Source organism: Spirillospora sp. NPDC048824 (assembly GCF_043198455.1).
Classification (GTDB): domain Bacteria; phylum Actinomycetota; class Actinomycetes; order Streptosporangiales; family Streptosporangiaceae; genus Spirillospora.
In genome coordinates this window covers 57,033-75,589 of record NZ_JBICUS010000019.1, presented here as the reverse complement: position 1 = coordinate 75,589, position 18,557 = coordinate 57,033, and the positions used below count along the sequence as shown (strand labels likewise).

The following is an 18,557-nucleotide window of genomic DNA, read 5'->3' as shown; positions in this document are numbered from 1 at the left end:
GTTCTCGTCATCCGTGCTCATCGTGCCCGGAAAGGCATGTGGCGAGCATAAGACCTTTTGTCGATACGCTCATCCTGGACGATCATCATCGGGATCGAGCATTCTTCGTCCTCAATGGCCTGCATTCGGACCCGGGTCCGGCGGCAGGGCCGGATGGAAGGTGTTCATTCGAACGGGTTCGCGGCCGAGGCCAGGCGCCGGGCGCCGCGCGACACGCGCGACCAGAAGGGGTCGGCGTCCCGGGGCAGGTGCGCCGCCACCGACTCGGCCGTGCTCTGCGGGGCGTCGGTCAGCACCGTGAAGACGTAACCGTCGCCCTCGGACACGGCCCAGCGCCGCAGCGACTCGCGCCGGAACACCGTCCGGCCGTGCTTGACGGTCTTCTGCCAGCCGTCCAGGGCGTGTTCGTCCAGCTTGCCGCGCTGCACGAACACCGAGACGGCGGCGAGGCCGTCGGAGTAGCTGAGGTGGACGGCGCCGCCGCCCGGCTCGCGGCGGGCGTCGTGGAGGGAGAGCCGCCCCGGCAGGTCCTGCGGGACGGGCCAGCCGCGATCGCGCAGCCCTTCGAGTTCGGCACGGTCCAGTTCGTCGTCCCAGCGGGCCGTTGCACCCCGGCCGCCGACGCCGTCAACGGGCTCGCCGGAGGTCGTGCCGGGGAACCGGGCGAGCCCGCCCCGGGCGCCGCCGGCCGCCACCGCCTCCGCGGGAGGCGCGGTGAAGCTGATCTCGCTGAAGCCGGTGGCGACCACCCGGTGGCCGGTGGCGTCGATCAGCTCGCGGTGCAGCATCAGCCCGGTCTCGGAGTCGATCCAGAAGCGTCCGGCGGCGCTCCCGTCGGCCCTGCGAGCCTCCACGACGCGGGTGTGCCTGCCGCAGACCGATGAGTCCGCGGCGCGGACCACCGAATAGTTGCTGGTCAGCAGGGACAGCGTCGCGGAGGTGAAGCCGGTCGTGTCCCCGGCGGCGGACTCGGGCCGGTAGCCCTTCCCGGCCGTCCCGGACCGGTAGCGGATGCCGTCGCCGGGCGTATGGGCGACCGTCACGCGGGAGGTGGTGGAGCGGTCGCGGCCCGCCGTCGTGAGGAACCGCCTGCCCTGGTACGGGACGCGCCCGGCGGCGTCGGCGGCTGCGCGCAGCAGCGCCACCGCGCCCGGGTCGCTGCGGACGCGCCGGACCGAAGCCGGGTCGCCGGCGAGCGCGGCGGCCAGGGCCAGGGCGCCCGCGAGCCCGCAGGCCAGGACGGAGCGGCGCCGTCCCCGGCCGATCACCGTCCTCGCGGTCACGGCCCAGGGGAGACCGTGACCCGGTTGAGCGGGTCGGTGAGCGGGTCGGTCATCGGCGCGTCGCCGGCGGTCAGCGCGTGCTCGACGGCGAAGCGGTCGAAGGCGGGCGTGACGTCCGGCGCCTCCTGGCGTCCGCCCGCGGCGTAGGACGCGGTCCCGAGGCCGATGAACAGGGTGGCGGCGCCCACGACCAGGTAGCGGCGCCGCGGCTGGATCTGCAGGACGCCGGCGTGCCCGGCGGGACGGTTGTCGCGCGAGCGCACGGCCGGGGGCGTCCTCGCGGCGCGGGTCGATGATCGCAGCGGTGGGCGGGAATGCCGGGCCGGGGTTCCGGCGGGGGTGCCGGGATGCGGCCCGGGCGGGATGCCGCCGGCGGGCGGGCCGGCGGACGCGGGCAGGGAGCGCAGCCGGGTCAGGAAGTCGTCGGACGGGAGGTCGTCCGCGGCGTCCACGGCCGGGATGTCCGACAGGCCGCGCAGCCGGCCCTTGATCAGGCGCAGCGAGGCGACCTCGTCCCTGCACTGGGCGCAGCCCGCGAGATGGGCCAGAGCGCGGTCGCGCTCTTCGTGCCCCAGCTCACCGTCGACCAGAGCGGTCAGACGCTCCCCCAGACAACTCACGCCGCCTCCGTCGCTTCCGTTCGATCCGGCGCGCGGTCCCGCACCGCGCGCGGTAGGCACAGCATTACTCTGCAGGTGACCCGGGTCGGCTACACGCCCTCCGGCTGCGGTTGGACACCGCCCGCCACGTGCAGCCCCCCGGCTTCGTCCTCCACGGCGTCCATGGCGTGGAGGGCCTGGTACTCGTTCCTGGTCCCCGGCCGGCGGCGGGTCGGCGCGCGGTGCTCCAGCGCGGAGCGCAACTGCGCCCGCCCCCGGTGGATGCGGCTGCGCACGGTCCCCAGCTTGACGCCGAGTGTCGCGGAGATCTCCTCGTAGGACAGTCCCTCGATGTCGCACAGCACGACGGCCGCGCGGTATTCGGGCGCGAGCGCGTCGAGCGCGTCCTGCACGTCCGCGTCGAAGTTGGTGTCGTCGAACGCCTGCGCCGGGGTCGGCTCGCGGCCCTGGAGTCGTTCGGCGGCGTCGTCGGCGAGCCCCTCGAAGCGGATGCGCTGGCGGCGCCGCGCCATGTCGAGGAACAGGTTGGTGGTGATCCGGTGCAGCCAGCCCTCGAACGTGCCGGGCGTGTAGTTCGACAGCGAACGGAACACGCGCACGAAGACCTCCTGCGTGAGGTCCTCCGCGTCGTGCTGGTTGCCGGTCAGCCTGTACGCGAGCCGGTAGACGCGCGCGGAATGCTCGCGGACGACCTCGTCCCAGGACGGCGGAGCCCATTCGGCCTCGGGGGCGTTCTCGCGAGTGCGCGTGCCACTGCCCACTCCCTGCCTGGGGCCCACCCCTACAGCGCTTCTGAAACTCAGTGCTGCCACTCCCATGGTGCCGGGCTGTTCCTCTCTCGTGAGCCAAGGTCTCGCCTTGGAACGGCACGGTCTCGCCTGGGCTGGGGCGCTTCTGGACCGACTTCGGTTCTCGCGGTTTTCACCCGCTCGTGAGCGGATTCCTTCCGTGGTTACAACGCGCTGAAACTCCAGTTGGTTCCCTGTCAGCGATATGGTCTTTCCAGCATGAGCCAGGCGGGGGTCCCGCGAGGAGGCAGCCATCGACGCCGTTCAGGCCACCCGGGCCTATGTGGAGGACTACCTCCCGGAAGACGAGCCGCTCCTGGACGCCAGGCGCCGCGGCGCGGAGGTCGGCGCGGCTCCGATCGGCGCGGCCGGCGGGGCGGCGCTGCGTTTCCTCGCGACGCTGATCGGCGCGCGGAACGTCGTGGAGGTCGGCTCCGGCTGCGGTGTGTCCGGAATCTGGCTGATGCGCGGCATGCCGAAGGACGCGGTGCTGACGAGCGTGGACATCGACCCCGAGCACCAGCGCATGGCGAAGCAGGCGTACGTGGAGGCGGGCCTCGGTTCCTTCCGGACCCGGATGATCAGCGGGCCGGCGCTGGAGGTGCTGCCGCGGCTCACCGACGGCGGATACGACCTGGTGTTCTGCGACGCGCAGAAACGCGAGTACCCCGAGTACCTGACGGACGCGCTGCGGCTGCTGCGGCCCGGCGGCGTCGTCGCGTTCGACAACGCGCTGTGGCACGACCGGGTCGCCGACCCGGGCCACCGCGACCCCGACACCGAGGCGATCCGCGAGGTGCTCCGGATGGTCCGCGACGACGAGCGGCTCGTCCCCCTGCTGGTCCCGGTGGGCGACGGCCTGCTGTGCGCGGTCAAGTGCGACTGACCGATGCCTGAGACGGAACGTACCGAGAGCGTCCCTGAGGGCGCCGAAAACGACACCGCCGCAGACGCCCAAGGCGACACCGCCGCAGACGCCGAAAGCGACACCGCCGCAGGCGCCGGGGCCGCCGGCGCGGTGCAGGCGGCCGAGGTGTTCGCGGTGCGCGTCCGGGCGACGTGGCGCGGGATCTGGCAGCTGCTCGCGTCCCTGATCCTCTTCCTGGCGTCGGCGGGGTTCGTCGCGGGCGGTGTGACGGGCGGCGCCAGCGTGGGCGGCGTCCTGTTCACGGTCCTCGGCTTCGCCGGGCTCGCGCTGTTCGGGACGGGGCTGACCATGTCGGCCGGGGGGATGCTGGCACGCCGTCCCGTCCTGGAACTGGACGGGGACGGGGTGCGGCGGCCGCCGCGCTGGCCGCTGCCGCGCCGGGCGGGGCGGACGCTGCCCTGGGCGGACGTGGCGGCGATCACGGCGTTGCGGCGCGGCGTCGACGGCACCCGCAGGGGCGAGCAGGACTACGTCGTCTTCCTGCCGACGGCGGAGCTGGCCGAACTGGCCCGCACCTCGGGGCGGGCGCGGCTCGTGGCGCTGACGATGCGGGACGTGCCGTCCACGGCGGAGGCCGTCCGGTGGTGCTTCGCGGTGGAGCAGGGCTGGGACGCGACGCTCCCGCAGGTCGTCAAGGAGGCCAGGCGCCGCCGCCGCGTCCCGGTGATCGACCGCCGGACCAAATGACCCGGACCGAATGACCGGGCGGGCCGCCGGCCGGGGCGGCCGCGTCAGGCGGCCAGCCAGCCGAGCAGGAGCCGGGTGCCGAAGCCGGTCGCGCCGCGGGTGACCTCGGCGTCGTCGGACGTCGCCCGGCCCGGCCCGGCGATGTCGAGGTGCGCCCAGGTGCGGTCGCCGGCGAACTCGCGCAGGAACAGCGCGGCCGTGATCGAGCCGCCGCCGAAGCCGCCGCGGCCGATGTTGTTGATGTCGGCGACGTCGGAGTCGATCGCGGCGCGGTAGTCGTCGACCAGCGGGAGCCGCCACACGGGGTCGCCCGCGGCCGTCCCGGCCCGGGTGAGAGCGGCGGCGAGGTCGTCGTCGTTGGAGAACAGCGCCGCGTGGCGCAGGCCCAGCGCGACCTTGGCCGCGCCGGTCAGCGTCGCCACGTCCACGACGACGTCGGGGTCGAGTTCCGCGTCCGCGTAGGCGAGGGCGTCGGCGAGGACGAGACGTCCCTCGGCGTCGGTGTTCAGCACCTCCGACGTCTTCCCGCCGTAGTGGGCGATCACGTCGCCGGGGCGCATGGACGACCCGGACGGCATGTTCTCCGCGGCGGCGACCAGCCCCGTGACGCGGGCGCGGACGCCGAGACCGCGCAGCGCGCCCATCACGGCGATGACCGCCGCGCCGCCCGCCATGTCGGTCTTCATCGTCTTCATGCCCTCGTTGGGCTTCAATGACAGGCCGCCGCTGTCGAACGTGATGCCCTTGCCGACGAGGACGACATGCCGGTCCGGCGTCCCCTCGGGGAGGTACGAGAGCTCGATCAGCCGAGGCGGACGCGACGATCCGGCGCCGACGGCCACCAGGCCCCCGAACCCCCCGTCCACCAGTTCCTTCTCGTCGCGTACGCGCACGGAGAGGCCGGCGTCGGCGGCGACCTGCTCGGCCTGCCCCGCAAGCCACGACGGGTCCTTCTCGCGGGCGGGGGTGTTGGCGAGGTCGCGGGCCAGCGCGGTGGCCCGGGCGCGGGCGGTGCCCAGCTCGATCGCCGGGGCGTCCGCCTCGGGCCCGGCCTCGGTCAGCACGGCCAGCGTGCCGAGCGCCTTCTTCGCCGGCGGCGCGCCGATCTTGAACGTGTAGGAGGCGAGCAGCGCCCCCTCGGTGAACGCGGCGAGGTCGCCGGCCGGCACGCCCGCGACCAGCGCCGCCCGGCCCTTGCCGCGCCGGGCCAGTGCGGCGCCGGCCTTGCGCAGGTCGGCCGGGGCCGCGTCGCCCACTCCGTACAGCAGCAGTTCCCGCACCCGGTCGCCGACGCGGACCTGGGCGGACGTGATCTCGCCCGGCTCGCCCTTGGCCTTGTGCAGGGCCAGCAGTTCCTCCAGCGTGAACGGCAGTGACGCGGCCACCTCGGCCGCCGGTGCGACCGGCCCCTTCCGCACGGGTACCGCCACCACCTCGGCCCCGAGGTCGACCGCCGTCTGCGACACGGTGCCCCCGGCGCCGTGGATGCGGGTCTCGATGGGCATGGTGGCGGTTCCCCCCTGTGGTGCTGACGCTGTGGTGCTGACGCTGTGATGCTGATGCTGTGGTGCTGACGCTGGTGCTGAAGCTCGTGGTGATGACGCAGTGATGTGAAGGCTGTGGCCGGTGAAGGCTCGGGTCATGCCACGTGTACGGGAATGGCAAGGGCCCCGGCGATGCCGCCGGGACCGTCACCAGCAAGCCGGGATCGGTGGAGCCGTCAGCCCACGACTTCCTTGAGGGCCTCGCCGAGTTCCTTGGCCTCGTCGGCGGAGAGCTCGACCACGAGACGGCCGCCGCCTTCGAGAGGGACCCGCATGACGATTCCGCGCCCCTCCTTGGTCACTTCGAGCGGACCGTCTCCCGTCCGCGGCTTCATCGCCGCCATGCGTGAATCCCCTTCCTGCCTAGGGCCGCGGCCTCGCACACCCTTGGCCGCGTGGCCGCGTGTCGCATCCGCGTCATCAGTAGTGGTCCATTATCTCGTCTTCCGGGCGCGAAGTGGTAACGATCAGCCTCCAGATCGGAGGACCGAAACGACGGGACCGGGCCGTGCGGCCCCTCCGTGCCGGGGTGGGACGGCCCTTGCCCCCCGTTTCCGGTTCGTCGAAAGTGGCCTGGGAAGATCTACTGAGGACCCCGGGAGGACGACGATGTCTGAGACCGTGCTGTACGACGTGACCGACGGTGTGGGAACAATCACACTCAACCGGCCGGACGGGATGAACTCGCTGACGGCCGAGATGAAGGAGCTGCTGCGCGCGACCGTCGTGCGCGCCGCCGCCGACCCGGCCGCCCGCGCGGTGATCCTCACCGGTGCGGGGCGGGCCTTCTGCGCCGGTCAGGATCTGCGTGAGCACGGTGACAACCTCGCCGCCGGCAGGGGGCTGGACGACACCGTCCGCAAGCACTACAACCCGATCGTGCTGGCGATCGCGGGGATGCGCAAGCCGGTGGTGGCGGCGGTGAACGGCGTGGCCGCGGGCGCGGGCGCGTCGCTGGCGTTCGCGTGCGACCTGGTCGTCGCGTCCGACAAGGCCCGTTTCGCGACCGCGTTCACCGGGATCGGCCTCGCCCCCGACAGCGGCATGTCGTGGACGCTGCAGCGTCTCGTCGGCCGTGCCAAGGCCGCCGAGCTTCTGCTGCTGGGCGAGCCGGTCAAGGCGCAGGAGGCGATGGAGATGGGGCTGGTCAACCGGGTCGTCCCGGCGGACGAGCTGGCCCCGGCGTCGGTGGAGCTGGCCCGCCGCCTCGCCGCCGGCCCGACGGTCTCCTACGGCGCCGTCAAGGCGGCACTCGACCACGCGGCGACGCATGATCTGGCGTCGGCGCTGGAGCGGGAGGCGGAGCTTCAGGACGAGTGCGAGAAGACCAGCGACCACCACAACGCGACCGAGGCGTTCCTGAAGAAGCAGCAGCCGGAGTTCGAGGGCAGGTAGGCCGCACCCTGGCGGCCGGGGCTCGGACGTCAGCGGTAGGCGCCGCGGCGGTGGCACCCGGTCAGGTGGTCGTCGACCAGGCCGCACGCCTGCATGAGGGCGTAGGCCGTGGTGGGGCCGACGAAGCGGAAGCCGTGCTTCTTCAGCTCCTTGGCCAGGGCCTTCGATCCATCGGTGTACGCGGGCACGTCCGCCGTGTCCGCGTACACCGGGGCGTCGGGGTCGGCGTGGCGCCAGGCGGTCGCGGCCAGGCCGGCGGGCAGGCCGAGGGCGGCGCGGGCGTTCGCGATCGCCGCCTCGATCTTCGCCCGGTTGCGGACGATCGAGGCGTCGCCCATCAGCCGCTCGACGTCGTCCTGGCCGAACGCGGCGACCTTCTCCGGGTCGAACCCGCAGAAGGCGGCGCGGAAGCCCTCGCGCTTGCGCAGGATCGTCAGCCACGACAGCCCGGACTGGAACGCCTCCAGGCAGAGCCGCTCGTAAAGGCCCTGGTCGTCGCGGACCGGACGGCCCCATTCCTCATCGTGGTAGGCGACGTAGTCGGGTGCCGACAGCCCCCATGGGCAGCGGGCCAGCCCGTCCTCGCCCCGAATCGCGGTGCTCACCCGCCCGTTCTACCTCACGCCTGCGACAGAGCGGCGCTGAGACAGGACGGCCAGGCGCCGGAGGCCCAGGGTCATGAACGCCTTCACGACCGGGCCCGCGACGAGCCATCCGGCCCGTCCGAGCGGCCCGAGCGGCAGGTCGACGCGCTCGGCCCACACGATGCGGCTGCCCGCCCCCTCGGGGACGACCCTGAACCACGCCTCGCCGCGCACCACGCGCCCGGTGTGCCGGACCGCGACGCGGCGGCCGTCCCGCCAGTCGGTGATGACCATCGTGTCGAGGAACCCGACAGGCCCGATGCCCGTCCACGCCTGGAGTTCGTCGCCGGTCTTGTCTCCGCCTTCCGCGCGGGTGAACGGCATCCACTCGGCGTGCCTCGGCCAGTCGGTCAGGACTTCGAAGACGCGGTCGGCGGGGGCGTCCGAGACGGCCTCCGCATGGACGGCGACTTGGCTCATGTCCATTCCTCCTTCGCGTCCTCCTTCACGAAACCGTCGTCGATCGGCTCATCGATCACGGTGTCCTTGCGGAGCAGCGGCGGGGTCCCGTTCACGGGCGGCTCCTCCAGGCCGTGCAGAGCGCCGACGGGGCCCGCGGCGGTGTCGCCCGCGCGGCGGTGAAGGTCATGAAGCTGCTGTTCGAGCGCCGCGACGTGGGCGTCGCGTTCGGCCAGCGCGTCGGCGAGGCGGTGCAGGGCCTCGTCCGTCACCTGCGGCTGGTAGCCCCAGAACGTACGGGGCAGCCGCAGGTAGGCGGCGTCCGCCCCGGTGATGGGGCGGCCGTCGGCGCCGAGCGGGAGCGGCGGATAGTCGGGATGGGTCTCGGCCAGCTCGCCGCCCCTGCCCATGGCGAGGACGACGACGGCGCCCAGCACGGCCACGCCGGCCAGGACGAGGACCACGACCACTATCAGGCTCCGTTCTGCTCACACCCAACTGGAGAGACGTTCCCCAGTCCCCGATCGTGCCACGCTTGGCGGCATGAGGATGCAAGAGCGGAAGGTCCTTTCACCGGACGCGCCGGTTCCGGACGGGGCCGCGGACGCGGGCACGGCGCCACCGGTGAGCCGGGTCGAGCGGCTCACCGCCGGTGACGCCGCGGTGCTCGTCACGCTGGAGACGGACGCGCGGGAGCCCGATCCCGGGTTGCTCGCCGCAGCGTCCGTCTACGCGTGGCTGGGTGTGACTCTGTTCCGGGTGCCGGAGTCGCAGGCGGAGGCGCTTCACGAGGTGCTGGACATGGTGGCGTCCATCCAGGGCACCCGCCCCCCGGCGGTCGCCCGCCGCGGCCTCGCCTGACCCCGGAGCCGGGGCTACCCGCGCAGGCGGTGCCAGGGGCCGGTGACGGCGAACGTCGCGCCGGGGCCGGACTGGCGGTTGAAGAACAGCGTGCGCCCGTCCGGGGAGAACGTGACGCCGGTGAACTCGCTGCCGTTGAGGGCGTTGCGGGCCATCGCGAACGGCTCGTCCTTGCGCGTGGTGCCGACGAGGTACTGCTCGCCGTCGCCGTCCTCGGCCAGGATCACGCCGCCGCCGTACGGGGACACCGTGATGTTGTCCGGGCCGTCGAAGCGGCCGCCCGGCTTGAAGATGAGCTGGAGCTCGACCTCGTTGCGGCGCGGGTCGTAGGTCCAGACCTGGCCCGCGTGGTCGCCGGCGGCGCCGTCCTCCGTGCTGGAGAAGCTGGCGACGAAGTACGCCTTGCCGTGCCCCCACCAGGCGCCTTCGAGCTTCTGGCTCCGCGTGACGTCGCCGTCCTCGAACTGCTTGCGGATGGACGTCTGCTTGGCCAGCGGGTCCGGGACGTCCACCCACCGGGCGCGCAGCCGGGTCCCGGGCTCGGTCACGAGCGACAGGTCCGGGACGCCCGGGACGTTCAGCGCCTCAAGCTTCCCCCCGGCCATGTAGGTGTGGTAGCCGCCGCGGTGTGAGCGGGGAAGGAACCGGAAGAACAGGCCGAACGGCCTGGACGCGTCCTCGGTGAGGTAGGCGGTGTGGGTGTGCGGGTCGACGGCGACGGCCTCGTGGGCGAAGCGGCCGAGCCCGGTCAGCGGGACGGGTTCGGTGCGACGGCCGTGCGGGTCGACCTCGAAGACCCAGCCGTGGCTCTTGCTCTCGCCGCGGATGCCCTCGGTCTCCTCGCACGTCAGCCAGGTGCCCCAGGGGGTGCGGCCGCCGGCGCAGTTCACGGCCGTCCCGGCGAGGCTGACGTACTGCGACAGGAGGTTTCCGCGGCCGTCGACCTCAAGGGTGCTCGTGCCGCCGTTGGCGACCGGGTCGTAGGTCAGCTCGGGCGTCCCCACGGCACGGGTGCCGTTGGTGCCCTGCTCGTGGTTGAGGACCAGCAGCGTGTTGCCGGGCCGGCCGTGGCCGCCCCTGCCGTGGCCCCGGTCACCGTGGCCGTGGCCGGCTGCGGAGAACGTGGCCATCCCGTCGTGGTGGCCGGGGACGACCACGCCGTCGGAGATGGAGTCGCCCTCCTTCGACAGCGTCTTGTACGAGAAACCCTTGGGCAGGTCCAGGACGCCCTTGGGGTCGGGGATGAGCGGGCCGTAGCCGTACGCCTCTCCGGTGTCGGCACCTGCGGACGTCTGGAAGATTCCGTCCAGGCTTCCGGCGAGGGCGATGGACAGCGCACCGGCGGCGCCGCCCTTGACGACTCCGCGACGAGTCACGGACATGGGCACTCCTTCACGTGAGGGGATCACGCCGGAGCCTGGTCGCCGCCCCTGAACCACCGATGAACGATCACCGGCCGGTCGGCAAACCCCCAGGACAATCTTGCATTCAGCGGGCCGCGAGGTCCGCGACCTCGGACACGACGGAGCCGGCCAGGTCGAACCCGCCGACGCACGCCAGGTACCCGGGGGCGTCCCAGTCGTCCCCGCCCGGTTTCCCGCCGAGCGGCAGGTACGTCCCGCCCGCCTGCCTGACGAGCAGCAGCCCGGCCGCGATGTCGTAGGCGTTGATGGACGAGTCGTAAGCGACGTCCGTCCAGCCGGCGGCGACGTGCGCGAGGGTGAGCGCGGCGCTGCCCGGCCTGCGCACGGTGGCGAAGGCGTCCACGAGCAGCCCGTAGCGCCGCAGCGTCTCCGTCCGGTCGCCGGCCAGGTCCCGCGCGCTGGGGTAGGACGTGGCGAGCACGGCGGCCCGGTCGCCGGCCGCGCCGCCGCTGCGGATCGGCTCGCCGTTGCAGGTCGCGCCGTCGAGGGACGCGGTGAACATGTCGTCGCGGATCGGGTCGTACACCACGCCCGCCACCAGTTCGCCGTCCGCGACGGCGGCGATGGAGGTGCAGAAGAACGGCAGGCCGACGGCGAAGTTGGCCGTCCCGTCGATGGGATCGACATACCAGCGGAGGTTCCCGTCGCGTCCCTGTACGCCGCCCTCCTCCCCGACGACGACGCTGCCGGGCGTCTGCTCGGCGAGCACCTCCCGGATGGTCTCCTCCGCGGCGCGGTCGTGCTCGGTGACCGGGTCGTGGAAGTCGGCTTTGAGGTCGACCTCGGGACGGGAGCGGAACGCCGTCCGCAGCCGGTCGCCGGTCGTGCGCGCCGCGAGTTCGGCGATCCCGGCCAGTTCCCGCGAGGCGGGCACGTCGGCGTTCATGCGTCTCCTTCGGTGGCGGTTCCCTCGGTGCGGTCGTCCGAGTGCGGTGGCACGCGGTTTCGACGGTATCCGAGGATTCCCCGGCCACACCGGCCGGGGACGCACCGGCCGGACCACGCCGGCCGGTGCCGCGTTACAGCGTGCCCGGCTCGGGCAGTGGGTCTCTGTGCCGGGACCAGCGCTGCCGTGAGGACGAGATGAGACACAAGATCGATAAGGGCACCGTCGTCGTGGTGACGGGCGCCAGCGGCGGGATCGGCCGGGCCGCCGCCGCGGCGTTCGCCCGCCGGGGGGCCTGGGTCGGCCTTCTCGCGCGAGGCGAGGAGGGCCTGGCGGGCGCCGCCGCCGACGTCGAGTCCGCCGGCGGGCGGGCGCTCCCGATCAGTGTCGACGTGGCCGACATGGCCGGGGTGGAGCGGGCGGCGCAGACGGTCGAGGAGGAGTTCGGGCCCATCGGCGTGTGGGTGAACGTGGCGTTCTCCTCCGTCTTCGCGCCGTTCTGGGAGATCGAGCCGGACGAGTTCAAGCGCACCACGGAGGTCACCTACCTCGGCTACGCCAACGGGACCAGGGCGGCGCTGAGGCGGATGATGCCGCGCGACCGCGGCGTCATCGTCCAATGCGGCTCGGCGCTCGCCTACCGCGGGATCCCCTTGCAGAGCGCCTACTGCGGCGCCAAGCACGCCGTCCAGGGGCTCCAGGACTCGCTGCGCGCGGAGCTGATGCACGAGGGCAGCGGCGTGAAGGTGACGATGGTGCAGATGCCGGCGGTGAACACCCCGCAGTTCGACTGGGTCCTGGCGCGGCTGCCGCGCCGTCCGCAGCCGGTGCCGCCGATCTACCAGCCGGAGATCGCGGCGGACGCGCTCGTCTACGCCGCCGAGCATCCGCGGCGCCGCGAGTACTGGGTGGGCGGCAGCACGGCCGGCACGATCATCGCGAACACGTTCGCGGCCGGGCTGCTGGACCGCTATCTGGCCCGGTCGGCGTTCGCGTCGCAGCAGACGGACAAGCCGACCCGCCCGGACCAGCCGGCGAACCTGTGGGAGCCCGCCGACGACGCGTCCGGCCACGACCACGGAAGCCGCGGCCGGTTCGACGAGCAGTCGCACGCCAGGAGCCCGCAGATGTGGGCGGGGCGGCACAAGTACCTGGTGGGCGCCGCGACGGCCGGGGCCGCGGCGGGCGCCGCGGCGGGCGCGGCGAAGCTGCTGCGGCGCTGACGGGCCGCCCCGGCGAGACGGGCATGACGACACCACCGACGAGGAGAGATCAATGGCTCAGCAAGTCGCCGACTACGTCCTCCAGCGGCTGACCGAATGGGACGTTGAGCGGGTCTTCGGGTATCCGGGTGACGGCATCAACGGCATGCTCGGCGCCTTCGACCGGGCCGAGGGGAAGCCGGAGTTCATCCAGACGCGCCACGAGGAGATGGCCGCGTTCATGGCCTGCGGGCACGCCAAGTTCACCGGCGAGGTGGGCTGCTGCGTGGCGACGTCCGGGCCGGGCGCCATCCACCTGCTGAACGGCCTGTACGACGCGAAGCTGGACCACCAGCCCGTCGTCGCGATCATCGGGCAGCAGAAACGCCTCGCCCAGGGAACCCACTACCAGCAGGAGGTGGCGCTGGAGACCCTGTTCGCCGACGTGTCGGAGTACTGCCAGATCTGCATGCATCCCGGGCAGGTCCGGCATGTCATCGACCGGGCGTTCAAGACGGCGCTGACCACCCGCGGCGTCGCGACCATCATCATCCCCGAGGACGTCCAGGAGTCGGAGGCGATGCCCTCGCCGCCGAAGGAGCACGGGTCGGTGTACTCCAGCGTGGGGTGGAGCCGGCCGCGCGTCCTGCCCGACACCGAGGAGCTGCGCAAGGCCGCCGACATCCTCAACGAGGGCGAGAAGGTCGCCATGCTGATCGGCCAGGGCGCCGCGAACGCGCAGGCCGAGGTGCTCGAGGCGGCGGAACTGCTCGGCGCGGGCATCGCCAAGGCGCTGCTCGGGCGCGAGGTCGTCCCGGACGACCTGCCGTTCGTGACGGGCCCGATCGGCCTGCTCGGCTCCAAGGCCAGCGACGAGATGATGATGAACTGCGACACCCTGTTCATGATCGGCAGCAGCTTCCCCTACGCCGAGTGGCTGCCGGACGAGGGCAGCTGCCGCGGCGTCGAGATCGACATCGACGGCCGCATGATCGGCATCCGCTACCCGATGGACGCCCATGTCGTCGGCGACGCCAAGGAGACCCTCAAGGAGCTGATCCCGCTCCTGCGCCGCAAGGCGGACCGGTCCTGGCGCGGGGAGATCGAGGAGAACGTCCGCAGCTGGAACACCGTCATGGAGAAGCGGGCCGGGCAGAGCTTCGAAGGCAAGATCAACCCGCAGGCCGTCGCGCACGAGCTGTCCCCGCTGCTCCAGGACGGGACCGTCCTCACCGCCGACTCCGGCTCGGCCACCAACTGGTGGGCGCGCCACATCAAGCTCCGCGACGGCATGAAGGCGTCGCTGTCGGGGACCCTCGCCACGATGGGGCCGGGCGTCCCGTACGCGATCGCCGCCCGGTTCGCCTTCCCGGACCGCCCGGTGATCTGCTTCGTCGGCGACGGCGCGTTCCAGATGAACGGCATGAACGAGATGCTCACGGTCAAGCGGTACGCCGACCGCATGGCGGGCTCCCCGCCGCTGATCTTCGCCGTCTTCAACAACCAGGACCTCAACCAGGTCACCTGGGAGCAGCGCGCGATGGGCGGCGACCCCAAGTACGAGGGCTCGCAGTCCATCCCGGACTTCCCGTACGCCGAGTACGCCGAGATGTGCGGGCTGAAGGGCATCTACTGCGACAAGCCGAAGAAGGTCACCGACGCCTGGCGGGAGGCCCTCGCGAGTGACGGTCCCGTGCTGGTGGAGTTCGTCGTCGACAACGAGATCGCGCCGATCCCGCCGCACATCATGAAGGACCAGGCGAAGAAGGCGGTCAAGGCCGGCCTCCGGGACCCGCAGAAGGCCGGCATCGCCGCGCGCGGCTTCCGGCAGAAGCTCACCGAGATGTACGAGAACATGCCGGGCCGCAAGCACGACTGACCGGCCTACCGCAGGACACGGCCCCGGGGGGGCGTGGACGGCCGGGACCACCGCGACCGGGACCACCGGGACCGGCCGTCCGCGGGCCCGTCAGAGCTGGGTCTCCGCGTAGTCCCCGGGGGAGAACTCGATGCGGGGCTGCGAACGCTCCAGAAGGTCGAACGCCTCGGGGACCGTGGCCGTCCAGCCGATCGCGTCCCAGATCCGGTGGCGGGCGAAGCCCTGCGCGGTGAGACCCTCCATCAGCTCGCGGAGCGGGTCGTACACGCCGGTCGGGTCGAGGATGACGACGGGCTTGTCGTGCATGGCGAGGACCCGGGCCGTCCACACCTCGAACAGCTCCTCCAGCGTGCCGATGCCGCCGGGCAGGATGAGGAACGCGTCGCTGCGGCGGTCCATCTCGCCCTTGCGGGTCCGCATGTCGCCGGTGACGATCAGTTCGTCGCTGTCCTCGTCGGAGATCTCGACGCTGACGAGCCCCTCGGGGATCACCCCGACGGTGCGGGCGCCGCCGGCCCGCGCCGCGCGGGCGACGGCCCCCATGCACGACACCCGGGCGCCGCCGCTGACCAGGCTGTGGCCCCGCCGGGCCAGCTCCGTGCCGACCTGCGCGGCGAGGTCGACGTAGCGGCGGTCGATCCTCCCGCTGGACGAGCAGAACACACAGACGGCAAGCGGCTTCGCGGATTCCACCAGGCCAATTTAGCCGGTCAGTGGGCGGACATGTCCCTGCGCCGGAAGCCGGCCAGGCCGAGGGCGGACAGGGCGGCGGTCAGCGCCACGAGCCAGCCGAAGGGCGCGGCGGTGAGCGCGGTGCCGGGAAGCTTCGGGATGTGGGTGAACGGCGACACGTTCATGATCCACTGGTTCAGGTCGAGCGCCGCCCCGAACATGGAGATCACCGCGAAGGCCGCGACGGCGGCCCAGGCGGCGCCGGTGAACCGGGGCGCCAGGCCGAACAGGGCGAGCGCGATCGCCGCGACCAGCCAGACGGCGGGCAGCTGCGCCAGCGCGGCGCCGAGGACACGGGGCAGTTCGCGGCCGACGTCGCCGACGTTCAGTCCGTGCGCCAGGCCCGCGGCGGCGCCGGCGACGGTCATCGCGGCGGCGGGTCCCAGAAGCGAGAACACGAGGTGGCTCGCCGCCCACCGGAGCCGGGCGGTCGCCGTGGCGAGCAGCGGCTCGGCGCGCCGGCCGGCCTCCTCGGTCCGCAGCCGCAGCGTCGCCGACACCGCGTACGCCGCCGCGATCAGGCCGAGGATGCTCATCGACGCGGCGAAGAAGGCGTCGGTGATGCCGGACTGCCCGCCGAGGGCCGTGAAGATCTCCTTCAGTTCGGGGTTGTCCGCCACCATGTCCTTCACGCCGCCCGCGACGCCGCCGTACACGACGCCGAGCGCGGCGAACCCGGCGAGCCAGCCGTACAGGGGACGGCTCTGCAGCCGCCAGCCGAGCCCGAACGGACCCGACAGCCGGGGCGGCGCGTCGGCGGGCCCGAGCTTCGGCGGCATGATCCCCGCGCCCACGTCCCGGCGGGCCGACAGCGCCCCGGCCGCCGCCACCAGGACGGCGATGAGTGCGACGGTCAGCGCAAGCGTCCACCAGCGTTCGCCGCCGTAGGGACGCATCCGCTGCGCCCAGCCGAGCGGGGACAGCCAGCCGAGCCATGTCAGCGCGTTGCCCTCGCCGCCGACGTCGGCGGCCATCCGGACCGCGAAAGCGCCGCCGAGCACGCTGACGGCCACTCCCCTGGCCGCGCCGGCGCCCTCGCTGAGCTGTGCGGTGACGCCCGCGACCGCGGCGAACACGCACCCGCCCGCGGCGAACTGGAGGCCGAAGGCCAGCGACCCGGTGAGCGGCAGGCCCTGCGCCGCCATCCCGGCGGCGAGCAGCACGGCGATCGCGAGGTTCGCCGCCATCGTGACGATGAGAGCGGCGGCCAGGCCCGCGCCGCGTCCGGTCACCGTCGCGCCGAGCAGCTCGCGGCGTCCCGCCTCCTCCTCGGTGCGGGTGTGCCGGATGACCGTGAGGATGCTGATCAGCCCGATCACCACGGGGAGGAACCCGGCGCGCTGGACGATGATGCCGCCGAGATCACTGCTGTACAGCGGCCCGTACAGCGCCAGGAACGTCGGGTTCGTCCCGGTGGTCGCGGCGTACTGCAACCGGTCGGCGTCCGTCTGGAACAGCTGCTCGGTGGCCGCCACGAAGTTGATCGGAATGAGGGCGGCCACCAGAACCCAGGCCGGGAGGATGAACCGGTCACGCCGCAGGATCAGCCGGCTCAGCCCACCGGTTCCGACGAGGCCCCTCATCGTGCGCCTTCTTCGGCTTTTCCGGCTTCGGCTTCTTCGGCTTCTTCGGCCAGTTCGTCCTTGTAGTGCCGCAGGAACAGCTCCTCCAGCGTCGGCGGCCTGCTGGACAGGCTCCGGACGCCGATCTCGGTGAGCCGGCGCAGCGCGTCGTCGAGCCGCGCGGTCTCCACCTCGAACCTGATGGTGGTGCCGTCGACGCGGACGTCATGGGCGCCGGGCATCGCGAGACCGTCCGGCGGGGACGCGAGCTCGGCGTGGATCGACGTGCGGGCCAGGTGCCGGAGCTCGTCCAGCGTGCCGGACTCCACCGCGGCGCCCCTGCGGATGATCGTCACCTGGTCGCACAGCGCCTCGACCTCGGACAGGATGTGGCTGGACAGCAGGACCGTCCGCCCCTCGCCGCGCGCCTCGCGGACGCATTCCTGGAACACCTCCTCCATCAGGGGATCCAGGCCGGACGTGGGTTCGTCCAGGAGCAGCAGCTCGGCGTCGGAGGCGAGCGCGGCGACGAGGCCGACCTTCTGCCGGTTGCCCTTGGAGTAGGCGCGGCCCTTCTTGCGCGGGTCCAGTTCGAAGCGATCGAGCAGTTCGGCCTTGCGGGCCGCGTTCGTCCCGCCGCGCATCCGGCCGAGCAGGTCGATCACCTCGCCGCCGGACAGGTTGGGCCACAGCGTCACGTCGCCGGGGACGTAGGCGAGACGGCGGTGCAGCTCGGTGGCGTCGCGCCAGGGGTCGCCCCCGAGCAGCCGGGCCGTGCCCGCGTCCGCGCACAGCAGGCCGAGCAGGATCCTGATCGTGGTCGACTTCCCGGAGCCGTTCGGGCCGAGGAAACCGTGCACCTCTCCTTGCCGGACGGTCAGGTCGAGACCGTCCAGGGCGCGGGTCCGGCCGAAGTTCTTGACCAGGCCGGAGATTTCGACGGGGGGCGTGTTCGTGGTCACCGGTTCTCCTCCCGGGAGGGCTGTCCGCCCTCGGCGAGCATGGACTTCAGGGCGGTGCGCGCCTGCTCGGACAGTTCCGGGGTCAGGAGTCTGTCGTCGTAGACGTCCATCATCGCCAGGGCCATCCGGGGATAGCCCTCGCCCATCAGGACGTCGCCGCCCAAGGCGCGTGACAGGTGTTCGTGAAGGACGATCAACCCGAAGTTCATCGCGGTCATGACGGTCGCGTAGGCGTGCAGGTCGTCGGTCTGCGGTTCGTATATCCCGGGCGATCCGCGACTCAGGACCTCCTCGCTGAACTCGACCGCGTCGTCGAACAGCGTGCGTGCGGCCTCGGAGTCGTCGGTCAGGGCGCGGGCCACGTATCGCTGGATGGGCAGGGCGGTCCGCATGGCGATCGCCAGGAAACCGGGGTTGGCCATCCCGCCGCTGAGCGCCTCCTGCTTGACGTCGCGGATGACCTCGATCACGTGCTCGTCGCACTCCCGGCGCAGCGCCTCCTTGGTCCCGTAGTGGTGCTGGACCAGGGCGGGCGAGACGCCGGCGGCCTTCGCGATGCCCCGGATCGTCGCGCCCTTCACGCCCAGCTCGGCGAACTGCAGCAGCGCCGCGTCCCTGATCCGGGCCCGCCCGGTCAGGTCGCCGGGTCGCTCACTTCCTGACACTCTCAACCGCCTGTACGCATGTTCAGTAGCCTGTACGTCTGTACACTGTACTCGCGTACAGGCGAGAGCGTCCAGGGGCTGGTCGTTCAGGGGCTA

General features: G+C 72.6%; 20 protein-coding genes. 6 read left to right on the top strand and 14 right to left on the bottom strand.

Annotation, left to right across the window (positions count from 1 at the left end; translation table 11 throughout):
• Positions 1-164: 164 nt before the first annotated feature.
• The 3 genes from ACGFIS_RS30770 to sigE all read right to left on the bottom strand — a co-directional run bounded on the left by ACGFIS_RS30770 (position 165) and on the right by sigE (position 2,721).
• Positions 165-1,283: a sigma-E factor regulatory protein RseB domain-containing protein gene (locus ACGFIS_RS30770; protein WP_392910802.1), complete on the bottom strand. Its 1,119-nt coding sequence runs from the start codon at positions 1,281-1,283 to the stop codon at positions 165-167.
• Positions 1,280-1,903, bottom strand: a complete 624-nt coding sequence (locus ACGFIS_RS30765; protein ID WP_392910804.1) for an anti-sigma factor family protein — start codon at positions 1,901-1,903, stop codon at positions 1,280-1,282. The genes ACGFIS_RS30770 and ACGFIS_RS30765 overlap by 4 nt, the downstream gene beginning before the upstream one ends.
• Positions 1,904-1,992: 89 nt before the next feature.
• Positions 1,993-2,721 carry an RNA polymerase sigma factor SigE gene (gene sigE / locus ACGFIS_RS30760; RefSeq protein WP_392910806.1) on the bottom strand — a complete coding sequence of 243 codons (729 nt, stop codon included), beginning with the start codon at positions 2,719-2,721 and terminating at the stop codon, positions 1,993-1,995.
• Between the two features lie 253 nt (positions 2,722-2,974).
• Between sigE and ACGFIS_RS30755 the strand changes: the two genes are divergently transcribed.
• Together ACGFIS_RS30755 and ACGFIS_RS30750 are read left to right on the top strand one after the other, a co-directional pair.
• Positions 2,975-3,577 (top strand): O-methyltransferase, encoded by a 603-nt coding sequence (locus ACGFIS_RS30755; protein ID WP_392910808.1) that lies wholly within the window; start codon positions 2,975-2,977, stop codon positions 3,575-3,577.
• A gap of 3 nt (positions 3,578-3,580) precedes the next feature.
• A complete protein-coding gene (locus ACGFIS_RS30750) occupies positions 3,581-4,306 on the top strand; it encodes a hypothetical protein (protein ID WP_392973367.1) in 726 nt (241 codons plus the stop codon).
• 44 nt (positions 4,307-4,350) lie between these two features.
• On the opposite strand, the gene ACGFIS_RS30745 is transcribed toward ACGFIS_RS30750, so the two are convergent.
• Positions 4,351-5,811, bottom strand: a complete 1,461-nt coding sequence (locus ACGFIS_RS30745; RefSeq protein WP_392910812.1) for a leucyl aminopeptidase — start codon at positions 5,809-5,811, stop codon at positions 4,351-4,353.
• Between the two features lie 215 nt (positions 5,812-6,026).
• Positions 6,027-6,194: a DUF3117 domain-containing protein gene (locus tag ACGFIS_RS30740; RefSeq protein ID WP_075022250.1), complete on the bottom strand. Its 168-nt coding sequence runs from the start codon at positions 6,192-6,194 to the stop codon at positions 6,027-6,029.
• A 265-nt stretch (positions 6,195-6,459) separates the two neighbouring features.
• Between ACGFIS_RS30740 and ACGFIS_RS30735 the strand changes: the two genes are divergently transcribed.
• A complete protein-coding gene (locus tag ACGFIS_RS30735) occupies positions 6,460-7,245 on the top strand; it encodes an enoyl-CoA hydratase-related protein (RefSeq protein ID WP_392910815.1) in 786 nt (261 codons plus the stop codon).
• Between the two features lie 29 nt (positions 7,246-7,274).
• Here ACGFIS_RS30735 and ACGFIS_RS30730 read toward each other — a convergent pair whose 3' ends face one another.
• Genes ACGFIS_RS30730 through ACGFIS_RS30720 form a run of 3 tightly spaced genes read right to left on the bottom strand, consistent with a single transcriptional unit; the run spans position 7,275 to position 8,758 of the window.
• Positions 7,275-7,850, bottom strand: coding sequence for a DNA-3-methyladenine glycosylase I (locus ACGFIS_RS30730; RefSeq protein ID WP_392910817.1), 576 nt, complete (start codon positions 7,848-7,850; stop codon positions 7,275-7,277).
• A 9-nt stretch (positions 7,851-7,859) separates the two neighbouring features.
• Entirely contained in the window at positions 7,860-8,309 is a 450-nt protein-coding gene (locus tag ACGFIS_RS30725) for an SRPBCC family protein (RefSeq protein ID WP_392973365.1), read from the bottom strand.
• Positions 8,306-8,758 (bottom strand): hypothetical protein, encoded by a 453-nt coding sequence (locus tag ACGFIS_RS30720; protein ID WP_392910821.1) that lies wholly within the window; start codon positions 8,756-8,758, stop codon positions 8,306-8,308. The genes ACGFIS_RS30725 and ACGFIS_RS30720 overlap by 4 nt, the downstream gene beginning before the upstream one ends.
• A gap of 73 nt (positions 8,759-8,831) precedes the next feature.
• On the opposite strand from ACGFIS_RS30720, the gene ACGFIS_RS30715 reads away from it, so the two are divergent.
• Complete coding sequence (locus ACGFIS_RS30715; protein ID WP_392910823.1) at positions 8,832-9,149, top strand: hypothetical protein; 318 nt, start codon at positions 8,832-8,834, stop codon at positions 9,147-9,149.
• Positions 9,150-9,163: 14 nt separating this feature from the next.
• Here the strand turns inward: ACGFIS_RS30715 and ACGFIS_RS30710 are convergent, their stop codons facing one another.
• On the bottom strand, positions 9,164-10,531 hold the full coding sequence (locus ACGFIS_RS30710) for an alkaline phosphatase PhoX (protein WP_392973363.1): 1,368 nt from the start codon (positions 10,529-10,531) through the stop codon (positions 9,164-9,166).
• 106 nt (positions 10,532-10,637) lie between these two features.
• Positions 10,638-11,459 (bottom strand): inositol monophosphatase family protein, encoded by an 822-nt coding sequence (locus ACGFIS_RS30705; protein ID WP_392910827.1) that lies wholly within the window; start codon positions 11,457-11,459, stop codon positions 10,638-10,640.
• A 197-nt stretch (positions 11,460-11,656) separates the two neighbouring features.
• On the opposite strand from ACGFIS_RS30705, the gene ACGFIS_RS30700 reads away from it, so the two are divergent.
• Positions 11,657-12,682 carry an SDR family oxidoreductase gene (locus ACGFIS_RS30700; protein ID WP_392910829.1) on the top strand — a complete coding sequence of 342 codons (1,026 nt, stop codon included), beginning with the start codon at positions 11,657-11,659 and terminating at the stop codon, positions 12,680-12,682.
• 52 nt (positions 12,683-12,734) lie between these two features.
• Complete coding sequence (locus ACGFIS_RS30695) at positions 12,735-14,540, top strand: thiamine pyrophosphate-requiring protein (RefSeq protein WP_392973361.1); 1,806 nt, start codon at positions 12,735-12,737, stop codon at positions 14,538-14,540.
• A 90-nt stretch (positions 14,541-14,630) separates the two neighbouring features.
• Here ACGFIS_RS30695 and ACGFIS_RS30690 read toward each other — a convergent pair whose 3' ends face one another.
• From ACGFIS_RS30690 to ACGFIS_RS30675, 4 genes are read right to left on the bottom strand one after another with little or no spacing between them, the layout of a single operon-like run.
• Positions 14,631-15,233, bottom strand: a complete 603-nt coding sequence (locus ACGFIS_RS30690; RefSeq protein WP_392910833.1) for a TIGR00730 family Rossman fold protein — start codon at positions 15,231-15,233, stop codon at positions 14,631-14,633.
• A 17-nt stretch (positions 15,234-15,250) separates the two neighbouring features.
• Positions 15,251-16,855: an ABC transporter permease gene (locus ACGFIS_RS30685; RefSeq protein WP_392910836.1), complete on the bottom strand. Its 1,605-nt coding sequence runs from the start codon at positions 16,853-16,855 to the stop codon at positions 15,251-15,253.
• Positions 16,852-17,796, bottom strand: a complete 945-nt coding sequence (locus ACGFIS_RS30680; RefSeq protein WP_392973359.1) for an ATP-binding cassette domain-containing protein — start codon at positions 17,794-17,796, stop codon at positions 16,852-16,854. Before ACGFIS_RS30680 ends, ACGFIS_RS30685 begins: the two co-directional genes overlap by 4 nt.
• The gene (locus ACGFIS_RS30675; protein ID WP_392910840.1) at positions 17,793-18,461 is read right to left on the bottom strand and encodes a TetR/AcrR family transcriptional regulator; all 669 of its coding nucleotides are present in this window, start codon (positions 18,459-18,461) and stop codon (positions 17,793-17,795) included. Before ACGFIS_RS30675 ends, ACGFIS_RS30680 begins: the two co-directional genes overlap by 4 nt.
• Positions 18,462-18,557 lie beyond the last annotated feature (96 nt).

What these genes read in the sequence shown, in the direction of transcription:
- sigE (WP_392910806.1), bottom strand. Translation starts at nt 2,721, where the DNA reads ATGGGAGTGGCAGCACTGAGTTTCAGAAGCGCTGTAGGGGTGGGCCCC.
- ACGFIS_RS30750 (WP_392973367.1), top strand. Translation starts at nt 3,581, where the DNA reads ATGCCTGAGACGGAACGTACCGAGAGCGTCCCTGAGGGCGCCGAAAAC.
- ACGFIS_RS30745 (WP_392910812.1), bottom strand. Translation starts at nt 5,811, where the DNA reads ATGCCCATCGAGACCCGCATCCACGGCGCCGGGGGCACCGTGTCGCAG.
- ACGFIS_RS30740 (WP_075022250.1), bottom strand. Translation starts at nt 6,194, where the DNA reads ATGGCGGCGATGAAGCCGCGGACGGGAGACGGTCCGCTCGAAGTGACC.
- ACGFIS_RS30735 (WP_392910815.1), top strand. Translation starts at nt 6,460, where the DNA reads ATGTCTGAGACCGTGCTGTACGACGTGACCGACGGTGTGGGAACAATC.
- ACGFIS_RS30725 (WP_392973365.1), bottom strand. Translation starts at nt 8,309, where the DNA reads ATGAGCCAAGTCGCCGTCCATGCGGAGGCCGTCTCGGACGCCCCCGCC.
- ACGFIS_RS30715 (WP_392910823.1), top strand. Translation starts at nt 8,832, where the DNA reads ATGAGGATGCAAGAGCGGAAGGTCCTTTCACCGGACGCGCCGGTTCCG.
- ACGFIS_RS30710 (WP_392973363.1), bottom strand. Translation starts at nt 10,531, where the DNA reads ATGTCCGTGACTCGTCGCGGAGTCGTCAAGGGCGGCGCCGCCGGTGCG.
- ACGFIS_RS30705 (WP_392910827.1), bottom strand. Translation starts at nt 11,459, where the DNA reads ATGAACGCCGACGTGCCCGCCTCGCGGGAACTGGCCGGGATCGCCGAA.
- ACGFIS_RS30700 (WP_392910829.1), top strand. Translation starts at nt 11,657, where the DNA reads ATGAGACACAAGATCGATAAGGGCACCGTCGTCGTGGTGACGGGCGCC.
- ACGFIS_RS30695 (WP_392973361.1), top strand. Translation starts at nt 12,735, where the DNA reads ATGGCTCAGCAAGTCGCCGACTACGTCCTCCAGCGGCTGACCGAATGG.
- ACGFIS_RS30685 (WP_392910836.1), bottom strand. Translation starts at nt 16,855, where the DNA reads ATGAGGGGCCTCGTCGGAACCGGTGGGCTGAGCCGGCTGATCCTGCGG.